Annotated in this window: 9 protein-coding genes; 8 read left to right on the top strand and 1 reads right to left on the bottom strand. The window is 65.6% G+C overall.

Annotation, left to right across the window (positions count from 1 at the left end; all coding sequences use genetic code 11):
* Positions 1–18: 18 nt before the first annotated feature.
* Positions 19–1,518: a sugar porter family MFS transporter gene (locus AC6RV7_RS01945; protein ID WP_500092211.1), complete on the bottom strand. Its 1,500-nt coding sequence runs from the start codon at positions 1,516–1,518 to the stop codon at positions 19–21.
* 128 nt (positions 1,519–1,646) lie between these two features.
* Between AC6RV7_RS01945 and AC6RV7_RS01940 the strand changes: the two genes are divergently transcribed.
* The 8 genes from AC6RV7_RS01940 (at position 1,647) to AC6RV7_RS01905 (ending at position 14,244) form a co-directional block, all read left to right on the top strand.
* Positions 1,647–2,573: a helix-turn-helix domain-containing protein gene (locus AC6RV7_RS01940; RefSeq protein ID WP_500092210.1), complete on the top strand. Its 927-nt coding sequence runs from the start codon at positions 1,647–1,649 to the stop codon at positions 2,571–2,573.
* Between the two features lie 116 nt (positions 2,574–2,689).
* Complete coding sequence (locus tag AC6RV7_RS01935) at positions 2,690–3,520, top strand: class I fructose-bisphosphate aldolase (protein ID WP_500092209.1); 831 nt, start codon at positions 2,690–2,692, stop codon at positions 3,518–3,520.
* 5 nt (positions 3,521–3,525) lie between these two features.
* Entirely contained in the window at positions 3,526–4,674 is a 1,149-nt protein-coding gene (locus AC6RV7_RS01930; RefSeq protein WP_500092208.1) for a Gfo/Idh/MocA family protein, read from the top strand.
* Positions 4,671–5,690 carry a carbohydrate kinase family protein gene (locus AC6RV7_RS01925; RefSeq protein ID WP_500092207.1) on the top strand — a complete coding sequence of 340 codons (1,020 nt, stop codon included), beginning with the start codon at positions 4,671–4,673 and terminating at the stop codon, positions 5,688–5,690. Before AC6RV7_RS01930 ends, AC6RV7_RS01925 begins: the two co-directional genes overlap by 4 nt.
* 510 nt (positions 5,691–6,200) lie before the next feature.
* Positions 6,201–9,869, top strand: a complete 3,669-nt coding sequence (locus tag AC6RV7_RS01920; RefSeq protein WP_500092206.1) for a TonB-dependent receptor plug domain-containing protein — start codon at positions 6,201–6,203, stop codon at positions 9,867–9,869.
* A gap of 139 nt (positions 9,870–10,008) precedes the next feature.
* Positions 10,009–11,454 carry a glycoside hydrolase family 140 protein gene (locus AC6RV7_RS01915; protein WP_500092205.1) on the top strand — a complete coding sequence of 482 codons (1,446 nt, stop codon included), beginning with the start codon at positions 10,009–10,011 and terminating at the stop codon, positions 11,452–11,454.
* 73 nt (positions 11,455–11,527) lie between these two features.
* Positions 11,528–12,805 (top strand): FG-GAP repeat domain-containing protein, encoded by a 1,278-nt coding sequence (locus AC6RV7_RS01910; protein ID WP_500092204.1) that lies wholly within the window; start codon positions 11,528–11,530, stop codon positions 12,803–12,805.
* Positions 12,802–14,244, top strand: coding sequence for a tetratricopeptide repeat protein (locus tag AC6RV7_RS01905; protein WP_500092203.1), 1,443 nt, complete (start codon positions 12,802–12,804; stop codon positions 14,242–14,244). The genes AC6RV7_RS01910 and AC6RV7_RS01905 overlap by 4 nt, the downstream gene beginning before the upstream one ends.
* The last annotated feature ends 2 nt before the right edge of the window (positions 14,245–14,246 follow it).

Here is a 14,246-nt window from a genome sequence, read left to right as displayed (position 1 = left end):
GATGGCGACGCGACGCGCTCAGGAGGTGAGGTGCTGCTCGATCTGCTCGAGCGTGCGGCCCTTGGTTTCGGGCAGGCGTCGAAGGATGAATACAAACCCCGCGCCGCAGATGCCGGCGTAGATCCAGAAGGTCACGTGCGGACCGAGAAGGGAGTTGAAAATCGGAAACGTATACGTGAGGAGAAAACACGCGATCCACAGGCAGCCGACCGCGAACGACATCGCGGTGCCGCGGATGCGGTTCGGAAAAATCTCGGAGATAACGACCCACGTGACCGGCGCCAACGACATCGCGTAGCTCGCGATCGCGGAGAGCACGAGCACGAGAAACACGGAATTCGGGACCGCGGCGCCGGCGCCCTTCTGCTGGAAACAAAAACCGATCGTCAAATACAGTCCGGTCAGGGCGGCGGCGCCGAACAGCATCAGCGGCTTGCGTCCGAGCCGGTCGACCGCCGCGAGCGCGACGACCGTGAACACCAGGTTAACGATGCCGGTCATCACGATGCTGGTGAGCGTGTCGTTCAGGTCGTAGCCGGCGCGTTGGAAGATCTCGCCGGCGTAATTGAAGATCACGTTGATCCCGCACCACTGCTGGAAAACGGCGAGCACGACGCCCAGCACGAGCACGCGTCGGAGGCCAGGCGCGAAGAGATCGCTGAAGCGCACGCGCGCGTCGGCGAAGCCGGACCCGTGGCCGGTTTCGATCGCCTGCAGTGCGGCCGAGGCATACGGCGCGCCACCGATGCGGGTAAGAATCGCCCGCGCGCGATCGTGGCGTCCGCGCGACGCGAGCCAGCGCGGACTTTCGGGGACGAACCAGGCGCTGACGAAAAACACGAGCGACGGCACCGCGCAGGCGGCGAACATCCAGCGCCAGCCGGTGTGGACATTCCAGGTGGCAAGAAACGCGGTTGCGTCGATGCCGGCGGGGACGGGGTCGGCGATCAGCCAGTTGACGGCCTGGGCGCCGAGAACGCCGAGCACGATGGTGAGCTGGTTGACGGCGACCAGCAGTCCGCGGATCCGGGCGGGCGCGAGCTCGGAGATATACATCGGCGAGATGTTCGACGCGAGCCCGATGCTGACCCCGCTGAGGATCCGCCAAACGACGAACGTGGTGAAACTGTCCGCCATCGCATTGCCGATCGAGGCGATCGCGAAGTTCGCGCCGGCGATCAGCAACATCGGTTTGCGGCCGTAGCGATCGCTCAGCACGCCCGACACGAGCGCGCCGACGAGGCAGCCCAGCAACGCGCAACTCTGCGCCCAGCCGATCGGCGAGATCACGTTGCTCCACAAGCGCTCGAGCACGCTCGCGTCGCCCGCAACGACCGCGGTCTCGGCCAGATGAAAATGCGCTTCGTAAAACTTCGCCGCGCCGCCGATCACGACCCAATCGTAGCCGAACAAAAGTCCGCCGAGCGCGGCCACCAGCGAGACAGTCCAAAGGTAAATGCGATTGAACGAAGCGGCGGGTTCACTGGCCGAAGGGGCGACTGCAGGGGGAAAGCTCATAAGCGGCAGGCTCGACGGAGAGGAGTGGGTTAGGGCGGGGCGGCTCCCGGTGAGACGCGGACATCCTATATTTAACTGGCGCCGGAAGGAATGGAGGTTTCCCTGAATGCCATGGACGATTTTATGGCATGAAAGCGAAGCCCGCGGCGGCGTCGGCCCGCATGGCCGATGGGTTTCCGGGCGAGCGGCTGGCGATTCTGCCGCCAGCGGTGCTGCGACGCGCGCAGATGCTGCCGGGGTGTCGCGGATTGTGCGTCACGCACACCGGGCGTTTCGATCACGTGCGCGGCCACCACGTCTCGCGTGCTCGCGGCACGCCGGAGCACATCCTCATCCTTTGTCTTAATGGTGCGGGCCGCGGACATCTCGACGGCACGGGCTGGACGCTCCGCGGCAGCGAGGGCGTGTTGCTGCCGCCGGGCAAGCCGCACGATTACACGGCCGATGTGGACAACCCATGGACGTTAATCTGGTTTCATTTCGTGGGCGCGTGGGCGCCGGAGTTCGCACGCCTCGTGGGCGGAGCCGGGCGTTGCGGGAAGTTTGCGATCCATGACGTCGATGTGGTGATCGAGGCGTTTGAGGAGTGTTACCGCCATGTGCTCGGCGGCTACACGGATGCGGATCTGATCGGGCTGAGCACCTCGTTTGCGCGACTGCTCGGGCTGTGTCGCACGCTGCAGCGCCCGGCGAATCCGCGACGTCGGCAGGCGGAGGACCGCGTGTTGCGGACGATCCGGTTCATGCGCGAGCAGCTGACGCGGGCGATCACGTTGGATGAACTGGCGGGCGTGGCACATTTGTCGGTGCCGCACTACAGTGCGACGTTCAAGCGCCAGATGAACTGCAGCCCGATGGAGTTTCTGACGCGGCTGCGGCTGCAAAAAGCGTGCGAGCGTTTCGGACATTCGAGCGAGAGCATCGCGGAGATCGCGTATGCGCTGGGATTCGCGGACCCGCTCTATTTCTCGCGCGTTTTCCGCCGACACATGGGCATCACGGCGGCGGAGTATCGCCAGCGCGCGGGCTGGCGACGCCCGTCGCGTCGCGCGTGACGTCGACGGGAAGGGATGGCATTTATACGAAGCGTCGTAGAGAGTGCCAAAGTCGGAGCGAAGGGGTGAGATTCTCCGCCGTTCCCTGCGCCTTTTCCGTCGTAGAAACTACTTCCATGAAAACCGCCCGTCTGAATCGACTTTTCAACCCCGCCACGCGGCGCTGCTTCGACGTCGCGATCGATCATGGCTTCTTCAACGAAGCGTCCTTCCTTGCCGGCATCGAAGACTTGCCGGAGGTCGTTAAGGCGCTGGTCGAGGCCGCGCCTGACGCTATTCAACTCACGACCGGCCAGGCGCGTCATCTGCAAGGCCTGCCAGTGCGGGCCCGTCCGGCACTCGTGCTGCGCACCGACGTCGCCAATGTTTACGGCCGCCAGCTGCCGCGCACATTGTTTTCCCACATCATCGCCGAACCGGCGCTGCAGGCGGTGCGCCTCGACGCGGCGTGCGTCGTCGTGAACCTCTTCGCCATCCCCGGCCAGCCGGAAGTCACCGAGCAGTGTATCCAAAACATTCTCACGTTGAAGCCGCAGTGCGATCACTACGCGATGCCGTTGATGATCGAACCGCTCGTGTTCCGACCCAACGAGCAGGCGGGCGGTTACATGGTGGACGGCGATCCGGCCAAGATCGTTCCGCTCGTGCGTCAGGCCGTCGAGCTCGGGGCGGACATCATCAAGGCGGATCCGACCGATGACGTTTCCGTTTACCACGAAGTCGTTCGCACCGCCGGCGGCGTGCCGGTGCTGGTGCGCGGCGGCAGCAAGGCTTCCGAGGAGGAAATCCTCACCCGCACGGCCGCACTCCTCGAGCAGGGCGCCGCGGGGATCGTTTACGGGCGCAATATCATCCAGCATCGCGCCCCCACCAAGATCACCCGCGCGCTCATGGCCGTCGTGCACGACGGCTTGTCTCCGAAAGAAGCGCTCAAACTTCTCGCGTGACCAAGATGAGCTCTCAAGTCCCCGTTCGCGTCGGCATCATCGGCGGTGGCCTCATGGGCCGCGAAGCCGCTTCAGCCTTTGGCCGCTGGTTCGCATTGGAGAATTTCCCCGTGCGCGCGGAGCTCACCGCGGTGTGCGATCTGCAGCCGGCGTTGCTCGAGTGGTTCCGCCAGATTCCGTCGGTGACGCTGCTCACGGCGAGCCATCGCGAATTGCTCGCGTCGGCGGACGTCGATGTCGTTTACGTCGCCGTCCCGCATCACCTGCACGAGCCCATTTACCTCGACGTGCTGCGGGCGGGAAAGGACCTGCTGGCCGAGAAGCCGTTCGGGATCGATCTCGCGGCGGCGCGCCGGATCCGCGACGAAGCGGCGCGACTCGGCCGTTTTGTGCGCGTGTCGTCGGAGTTTCCTTTTCTGCCGGGCGTGCAGCGCCTCATGCAACTCGTGCAAGCCGGCGGGCTTGGTCAGTTGCTCGAGATCCGCGCGGGCTTCCTGCACTCGAGCGATCTCGATCCGAACAAGCCGATCAACTGGAAACGGCAGAATCAGTTTTGCGGCGAGATCGGCGTGATGGGCGATCTCGGGATGCATGTCGCGCACGTGCCGCTGCGACTCGGCTGGCGGCCGCGCCACGTGCACGCCCAGTTGCAGAAAATCTATCGCGAGCGCCCGGACGGGAAAGGCGGCGTGGCGCCGTGCGATACGTGGGACAACGCGATCGTTCACACGTCCGTGGACGTGTCGGGCGCCGACGTCCCGATGACGCTCGAGATGAAACGCATGGCCCCGACGGAGACGAACACGTGGTATCTCGAGGTGCTCGGCACGGATCGCGGCGCGCGTTTTTCCACGAAAGAGCCGAAGACGCTCTGGACCTATCGCCGCGACAAGGAGCAGTGGTGGGAGAAGACGGACCTCGGTTTCGGCGTGCCGTTCAAGACCATCACCGGCGGAATCTTCGAGCCGGGGTTTCCGGACATCTTGATGCAGATGTGGGCGGCGTTCTTGGCGGAACGGGCGGGCGTCCTCGAAGGACGTTTCGGTTGCGCGACGCCGGACGAAGCGGTCGCGTCGCACGAAATTTGGGCCGCGGCGCTCGCGTCGCACGCCGATCGTGCCGTGGTGAGTTTGCCGTCGCCGGTCGCGTCATGAGCGGTCGAAAGGGCATCGTCGCCGGAGGAAACTGGATCATAGATCACGTGAAGGTGATCGATTCCTGGCCGGCGCAGGACACGCTCGTCTCGATCCTGCAGCAGACGTCGAGCAACGGCGGATCGCCCTACAACGTGCTCAAGGCGCTCTCGCGTCTCGGTGCCGGGTATCCGCTCGCGGGCGTCGGGCTGGTGGGTGACGACGCGGATGGCGATGCGATTCGCGCGGATTGCGCGGCGAACCGCATCGATACGGCGGGGCTCACGGCGATGGCGGGCGTCGCGACGAGTTACACGGACGTGATGACGGTGAAGGAGGGCGGACGGCGGACGTTTTTCCACCAGCGCGGGGCGAATGCGCTGCTCGGGCCGGAGCATTTCGATTTCACGACGACGACCGCGCGACACTTTCATCTGGGTTATTTGCTGCTGCTCGACCGGCTCGATCAGCTGGAAAACGACCGGCCGCGCGCGGCGGAGGTGCTGGCGCGGGCGCGCGCGGCGGGATTGAGCACGTCGGTCGATTGCGTGAGCGAGTCGAGCGACCGGTTTCGTCGCGTGATCCTGCCGGTGTTGCCGGAGGTCGATCTGCTGTTCGCCAACGATTTCGAAGCGGAGAAGTTGACGGGCCTGAGTCTGCGCCATGACGGGGTGATCGATGCGACGGCGGTCGGCGCGGCGGCGCAGGCGCTGTTGCGTCAAGGCGTGCGCGGGTGGGTGATCATGCATTTTCCGGAAGCGTGCTACGCGGCGTCGGCGGAGGGTGCCGGGCACTGGCAATCGAGCGTGCGCCTGCCGGCGGCGGAGATCGCGGGCGCGTCGGGCGCGGGCGATGCCTTGGCGGCGGGCGTGCTGCACGGCTGGCACGAAGGCTGGCCGATGAGCGAATGCCTGCGGCTCGGGGTGTGCGCCGCCGCGAGTTCGCTGCGGCACCCGACGTGTTCGGAAGGGGTTCGTCCTGTGGCCGAGTGCCTGATCTTGGCCGAGCGGCACGGGTTTTACCCCGCACCGGCCTGAGCGCCCGCACGATCCCGCGGTGTTGAGCTAATAGCGACGATCGGCGGATCCTGCCGGTGATGCCGGCCGCATTGCTTTTCGGGTCGTGGCGGCACGTAGCGACGCGGCGCGCGGATCTGCGGGGATGGAGTTGGAACTGGCGAGCGCCACCGTGTGGCCGTGCGTTTCGCGCTCGCGGCATCCTCTGCGCCGCGAGTCGGGTTAACCGCAATGTTGCCCCAAAATGGGTGCCGATCTCCGGTTTTAAATGTTTAGAGTTAATAAACAAGACAAAGCATATGATCGTATGATTTACGCATAAAACGGCTTTTCGTTTGACACTGCAGGAGAATGCACCGACGAACGGCCCGTGAACGGTCAATCTGGAAATCGTTCAGTAAGGATAAACAATAAAGCTATCAAATGCGCGATCGCGTGCCGCTACCCCGGTTTGGTTTCCCGGAGGCGGAGGCGCGACTAGCGCTCGCTGGCAAGCCCGATTTCCGGCTGCGCCCGGTTACCCACCCCACTATGAAATACCTAACACACCGTAAAACCGCGCTTTTGGCGGCGATTACGATGATTTGCGGGCCCGGCACCAGCTGGGCTCAGCGCGTTGAAGCGCGCCAAGAGGAGTCGGAGTCGCCCGACGAGGTCGTTGTGCTGTCGCCTTTCGAGGTTTCGGCGGAGCAGGAGGATGGCGGTTATTTCGCCGAGGCGACCCTCGCGGGCAACCGCCTCAACACGAAGTTGCGCGACATCGGCAATGCCGTCTCGGTCATCACGCCGCAGATGCTGCGCGACCTCGGCGCCACGGATAACGCGTCCCTCCTGCAATACACGACCAACACCGAGGTCGGCGGCATCCAGGGCAACTACGCCGGCGTGGGCGATGGCGCGGTGCTCGACGAGTCGAGCCACTTCGGCAATCCCAACAACAACACCCGTGTGCGCGGCCTCTCTGCGGCGGACAACACCCGCGACTTCTTCCTCACGGATATCCCGTGGGACGGCTACAACATCGACGGCATCGATCTGCAGCGCGGGCCCAACTCGATCCTCTTCGGCCAGGGTAAACCGGCCGGCATCATCAACGCGCGCACGAGTGGGGCGAAGTTCAAGAATTCGACGCAGATCACCGCGACCTACGGCAGCCACGACAGCGTTCGCGGGAGCATCAACGTGAACCGCGTCCTCCTGCCGCAGGAGCTCGCGTTGCGCGTGGCCGGTCTGCACGACGACAAGCGCTTCCAGCAGGAGCCGGCGTTCAGCCGCCAGAAGCGCGTTTACGCCGCCACGCGCTGGGAGCCCAAGTTCCTCAAGCGCGCCGGCGCCCGCACGATCGTGCGCGCCAACGTCGAGGCCGGCGATGTGCGGAGCAACGTCCCGCGCCAGCTGCCGCCGTATGACCAACTCACGCCGTGGTTCTACGAGGGCAGCTACACCGGATACCGCGCCAACGGCACCGCGAAAACCTTCCAGGCGACCGACCAGAAAACGTATTCGTTTGCACAGTTCGCCGATCGTTTCGGACGCCTGCCCGACGGCGGTCCGATCGATGAGGTGCGCGCTGGCACGTTCCCTTACAGCGGCGAAAACGCCGCCTTCAATCCGTGGCTGGGCGAATGGCGCTTCGAAAATCCGACCCTCAACTTCGACGGCACCGCGACCGCGCCGCTCAACGGCCTCCTCTGGGAGCCCAAGGGCGATTTCGGCCTCGCGCCTAACGGCACCGTTGACCGCAACGTCGCCGGCATTCCGTTCGCCCGCGCTTCGTCCATCGGCTCGTATTCGAATTTCGCGCAGAAGGCGCGACTGCCGTATTACTCCTGGGGTGTCTACAAGGACAAGACCCTCACCGATCCGTCGGTCTTCAACTTCTATGACAAGTTGATCGACGGCGCGAACAAACGCGAGTGGACCAACTTCCGCGTCTACAACCTCAACCTCGCGCAGACGTTCTTCCAGGACCGCCTCGGCCTCGAAGCGACCTACAACCGCGAAAACGTCACGCGCGGCCAGTCAGCCTTGCTCGGCTCGCCGCGTCTCCTGATCGACGTGATGACGACGTTCCCCGACGGCTCGCCGAATCCGAACGTCGGCCGGCCTTTCATCTACGGGATGGGCGGCAACAACCGCGAAGCGCGCTCCGAGCGCGAGTCCGGCCGCGTCACCGCGTTCGCCACGCACGACTTCGAGCGGAATCGCGACAGCACGCTGCTCCGCCGCCTCCTCGGCCGCCACACCGTCACCGGCCTGCTCGCGCAGGATAAGTTCAACGTCGATACGCGCACCTGGCAGCGCTACGGCTCGGACGACGCGTTTGTCGCCTCCCTCAACCGCCCGGTCGGCTCGAGCGAGCTGAAGTTCAACACCAACACGCTCACGCCCGCCACCGTGATCTACCTCGGGCCGTCCCTCGCCACGCGTAACAGCGCCGCGGGAGCGAACATCCCGAATCCGTCCGAGATCTCCACGATCGGACCCGGCGCCACGCTTCGCGTGTTCGACTCCACCTGGAAAGCGCCTGCGGGCGTCAACCCCGGCGATCCGTGGACCGACACCTCCGTTATCGGCACGCCGGGCAGCCCGCTCGTCAGCACCCAATCGGAAAATCCGGCCAACTACGTCGGCTGGGTGACGCGTCCCTACAACGTCATCGATGCCGACCAATCCGACGCCAACCGCCAGCTGCTCACGACGTCGGCCGAGTTGCGCCGCCAGAAGGTTTCCTCCCAGGCGTTCGTCTGGCAGGGCCATCTCTGGAACGACGCGCTCGTCGGCACCTGGGGCGTCCGGAAGGACATTTCCAAATCCTGGGGCGAGACCCGCAACATCAACTCGGCGTCGAGCGACAAGAACACGGGCCGGTTGAACCTGAACGCGAATTCCTACCGGCTGCCCGAGAACTACAGCAATCGCGTGCAGGTCACCTCGCACGCGTGGACGGCCGTCGCGCACCTCAACCAGCTGCCCGGCCTCGACCGCCTCATGGCGAGCTGGCCCGTCAACGTCAGCCTGTTCTACAACGACTCGAGTAACTTCGAGGCGCTGTCGCAGCGCGTGAACTTCCTCAACGATTCGATTGCACCGCCCTCCGGCGAAACGGTCGACAAGGGCATCCGTATCGAAACCAAGGACGGCCGCTGGAGCCTGCGGGTGAACAAATACGAGACGACCGTCACCAACGGTTCGAGCACCGCGCTCGCCGGCGCCTACAACATCGGCAACGAGATCGCGCTCGCCGCGATGTGGGCCCGCCGTTTCGAGTATCAACTGCTGGGATACACCCTCGCCAACCGTCCGCCGGGCGATCCCTATGCGCACCCGAGCGCCGGCTCGTTCCGCTACGCCCCGGGCGTCGGCCAGACGCAGGCGGACGCCGATGCGCTGATGCACAGCCACATCGACGCGTTCAATTCCTGGATCAAGACGGTCGATCCGCGCTTTTTCGAGGCGTGGGGCTACGATCCGTTCGACCTCAACAAGCAGCCGATCTCCAGCACGCCCCTCGGTTTCGCCGTCACCGAGGACAGTGTCTCGAAGGGCTATGAAATCGAGCTGGCCGCCCAGCCGACCCGCAACTGGCGCGTGGCCGTCAACGCCAGCAAGACCGAGGCCGTGCGCTCCAACATCGGCGGCGCGGCGCTGACCGAGTTCATGGATTCCTATCAGAACGCGGTCAGCAACACGCCCGTGGGCGACCTGCGCATCTGGTGGGGCGCCAGCACCGCGCAGACCGCGGAGATTCGCTGGAACAGCGCCATCGGCTCGGAGTGGGCGCAGCGCAAGCTGCAGGAGGGCACCGCGGTGCCGGAACTTCGCGAGTGGCGCCTCAACGCCATCACCAACTACGGCTTCGATCGCGGCTTCCTCCGCGGCGTCAACGTCGGCGCGGCCGTGCGCTACGAGGATCAGATCGCGATCGGCTACCGTCCGATGGAAGGCTCCACGCCGAATCAGCTGAACTTCGATATCGCGAATCCGTATATGGGCCCGTCGGAGACAAACTTCGACTTCTGGATTGGCTACCAGCGCAAGCTGGGCAACCGGATCAACTGGCGGATCCAGTTCAACGTCCGCAACGCGTTCACCGACGACGAGCTGATTCCGATCACGGTGCAACCGGATGGATCGCCGGCGGCCTTCCGCATCGCGCCGCCACGAACGTGGGAGATTACGAATACGCTGGAGTTCTAAAGCCAGCTTTTGACTGCACCTGCCGGCGGCCCCCAGCCGCCGGCAGTTTGGCGTTTCGGGCCGGCGGTATTTCCGTTTCAGTCTTCATCCCGCGCGCCGGCCGCGTCGTCCGCCGGATCGAACTCCTCTCTCGTCGCTCATGATGCTCCGTCTCTTTTGGTGCTCGTTGCTGGTGGCGCTGGCTTCGGCCGGCGCTGCGCCCGGACCGATTCGCGTCGCCGCCGACCGGCGGACCTTCACGACGGCCGACGGTCAGCCGTTTCTCTGGATCGGCGACACGGCGTGGGAACTGTTTCATCGGCTCGATCGCGAGGAAGCGCGCGAGTATCTCGCGCGCCGCGCGGAGCAGGGGTTCACGGTGATTCAGGCCGTGATCCTCGCCGAGAGCGACGGCTTGCGGACTCCGAATCGCTACGGCGCTGTGCCGTTCGCCGATCTCGATCCGCGGCGGCCGAACGAGGACTATTTCGCGCACGTCGATTTCGTCGTGCGGGACGCGGAGCGGCTCGGCCTGCAGATCGCGCTGCTCCCGACGTGGGGCGACAAGGTCAAGGGATCCCGGCCAGGCAACGGCCCGGCGATTTTCACGCCCGAGAATGCGGGCGCCTACGGCCAGTTTCTCGGGAAACGTTACCGCGACGCCGCCGTGATCTGGATGCTCGGTGGCGACCGTTCGATCGAGACGGACATCGCCTATCAGACCTGGAACGCGATGGCAGAGGGACTGCGAGAAGGTGACGGCGGCGCGCACCTGATGACGTATCATCCCGCGGGCGAAGACACGTCCGCGCTCTGGTTTCACAACGCGGACTGGCTCGACTTCAATGTGTATCAGAGCGGGCATGACCGGCGCTTTCATCCCGTTTACCGCTACGCTGCCGAGCTCAGCCTCCTGCAGCCGCGGCGGCCGTTCCTGGATGCGGAGCCGCCGTATGAGGACATCGCGATTCGCTTCTGGGATTTCATTCGCTGGGACGAACCCGAGCCGCTGCCGGCGGGCGTGGTGGACGCGGAGCAAATGCTCGCGAGCCCGGAGTATTTTACCGCCGGATTCTTCGACGACTACGACGTGCGCGTGCACGCGTATTGGAACCTGCTCGCGGGCGGCGCCGGTTTCACTTACGGGCACAACGCGGTCTGGCAGATGCACCGCCGCGGCCAGCCGGCGGCGATTCCAAGCGCGATCGACTGGCGCGAAGCACTCGAGCGACCGGGCGCGCTGGACATGCGGCACGTGCGCACGCTGTTCGAGCGGCGTTCCTGGGTGCGGCTCCGGCCGGACCAATCGATCGTGTTCGGCCCGAATCCGGACGGGGCGCATCACCTTCGTGCGGCGCTCGATCGGCAAAACGAGTTCGCGCTCGTCTACGTGGCGCACGCGCGGCCGGTCGAACTCGTTCTCGGCAAAGTGCGCGGCAAAACCGTCCGCCTGACTTGGTTCGATCCGCGCACCGGGAAGCTGCAGGCTGGTGGCGAGGTCCCCAATCTCGGCCACGCGACGTTCACGCCGCCGACGCTCGGCGAACGCACGGACTGGATGTTGGTCATCGAGGCGATGGACGCCGCGCTGCCGCCGCTGGAGTGACGCCCGAAAAGGTCGGCCGCGGTGCGATCCCGATATGAATCCGAGACGACGCGCTTGTTCAAAATCGCGGATCGTGGCGCTGCTGCTCGTGCTGGGCCTCTCGCTCGGCTTGGCCGGCTGTAATCGCGGCGAGCCCGAAAGACCCTTGCGTCGTCCGGCGAGAAAAGCGGCGACGGTGGCGGATCTTGGATACGTGCGATCGGAACGTGTGGGAGAGCCGGCGACGTCGCCGCCGTGGATCGCACATGTCAACGCGCTCGATCTCGATCGCGACGGCAAGCTCGACATTCTCGCGTGCGACACCCGCAACGGCACGGTCCAGTGGCTTCGTCAGATCGAGCGCGGCCGCTTTCGCGAAGCGACCCTCGCGCAAGGCCTGCGGGCGCCGGTGCGTGTGGAGGCGGCCGACATCGACGGCGACGGCGACACGGATCTGCTGGTCGCGAGCATGGGCGAGGTTTTTCCCAACAACGACCGAATCGGCGCGGTCTTCGTCCTCGAGAACGACGGCGAACAGAACTTCACGTCGCATGTCGTGCTGGAGCATTCCACGCGCGTGACGGATGTGCGGGCGGCCGACTTCAACGGTGACGGCCAGCTCGACCTCGCGCTCGCGCAGTTTGGCTACGATCAGGGCGACGTCAGCTGGCTCGAACGCGTCGGTCCCTTCGAGTTTCGCCGTCACGTGCTCCTCGAACTCTCCGGCGCGATCAACGTGGGCGTGGCGGACTTCGACGGCGACGGCCTGCCGGATATCGTGGCGAATCTCTCGCAGCAATGGGAGGAGGTTTACCTCTTCACGAATCGCGGCCGCGGCGAGTTTTCCCGCCATCGGCTGTGGGGTTCGGCCAATGAAGACTACGGCAGCAGCGGACTTTCGGTGGTCGATCTGGATCGCGACGGACGCCCGGATATCCTGTTCGCGAATGGCGACGGCTTCGGCCCGGCCGCGACGCCCGGGCCGCGGCCGTGGCATGGGTTGCAATGGTTGAAAAATCTCGGCGACGGAAATTTTCGGTATCGAAGAATTGGTGACCTCATGGGCGCCTACAGTCCGGTGGGCGTCGACCTCGACGGCGACGGCGCGACCGACGTCCTGGCGGTGGCCGGCTATGCGGACTGGCAGAACAAGGATCGGGAGGTCATCTCGCTCATGTGGTTTCGCAACGACGGGCGGATGAACTTCGAGCCGCGCGTGCTCGCGATGGCGCCGAAGGATCAGATCACGCTCGCCGCGGGCGATTTCGATGGAACGGGGGACGTCTCGCTCGTGAGCGGCGGGTTCTACATCTACCCGCCGTATGAGAACCTAGAGCGGCTGCTCCTGTGGCGGAAACGCGGAACACCATGAAAGCGCCCGCGAAAACGCAGCTGCTGCTGGCGGCGGTTGGCGTCGGTCTCGCCGTGAGCGTGCTCACGGTGGCCTGGTGGTGGCCGCAGGAGCTCGTTCGCCGCGAGGTGGTGGCGGCACTGCCGGCTGCGCCGTCACTTCCGGCCGATCGACCGCAGCTGGGTGCCACTCTGGCGAGTGCGACCGAGCGGGCGCAGCGCCGCGGCACGGCGCTCGCGGGTTTGGGGGAAGTGGCGCAGCTGTATCACGCGAATGGATATCTCGAAGCGGCTTTGGACGGCTACTTCGCCCTGGAGCGGCTGGAGCCGCGGAATCCGCGCTGGCCACACCTCGCGGCGCTGATCCTTGCCGGTTACGGGGACTTCGAGCCCGCGGTCGAACGTTGGGAGTCCGTGGTGAAACAGGCGCCGGACTATTTGCCGGCGTGGTTGCGGCTGGCGGAGGCGCGGCTGAAGTCCAACCAGGCGGAGCGCGCGGAGGCGTTGTATCACGAAATCCTGCGGCGCTGGCCGGATGAACCGTATGCGCTGCTCGGCTTGGTGCGGCTGGACTTCGAGGCCGGCGAGTGGGTGCGGGCTTTGCCGCGACTCGAACGGATCGTTACGCTGACCGATTACCGGTTGGGTTACGATCTGATCGTCAGTGTTTATGAACGACTCGGCCGCGCCGCGGACGCGAAAGCCGTGCGGGGGCAAATGAAGGCGTCCGGCGCCTACCGCGAGCCGCCGGATCCGTGGTTCGATGCGCTCGTCGAGCTCTGCTTCGATCCTTATCGCATCGCCATCGCAGCGGGCGCGCGGACCGACCCGGCCGAAGTGCGGCGGTTGTTGCTGCGGGCGATCGAGCTCGCGCCCAACGAAGTCGCGTATCGGCTGCAGCTGGTCACGCTCGAGGCCGATCAGCGCCACTATCCGGCGGCGCTGGCGGAGCTCGAGGAAATGACGCGACGCTTCCCGGAGTTTGCGGACGGGTGGGCGCGTCTGAGTGCGTTGCAAAAAGGGCTCCGTCAGGAAGAGGCGGCGGCGCGGACGCTGCAGACGGGTCTGCGGCATTGCCCCGATTCTCCGAGTTTGCGGCTCATGTGGGGTTCGCTGCTCCGGCAATCCGGACGAATGGAGGAAGCACTCGCGGAGTTGCAGCGATCGATCGAGCTGCGGCCGACGGAGGCTGCCGCGTATGTGGAGGCGGCACATGTGCTCGTGGCTCGGGGCCAGGTGGCGGCGGGAATCGCGTATCTGCGGCGCGCCATCGAAGCCGAGCCGGATAATCCGGCGGCGCTGATCTTCCTGGCGTTTCACGCGATCTCCACGGGCAACCGGCCGGAGGCCGATCGGTGGATGTCGCGGGTGGCCCAGCAGCCCCGCGTGGAAGCCGAGCCCGCCCGCCGTCTCGCGTCTGCCTACCTCTCGCAGTTCGGCGAGGACTGGCGGGCGGAGTAGGA

The organism is Opitutus sp. sgz309028 (assembly GCF_059821195.1).
Note: the sequence above shows the minus strand (reverse complement) of the source record. Positions and strands in the feature narration are given on the sequence as shown.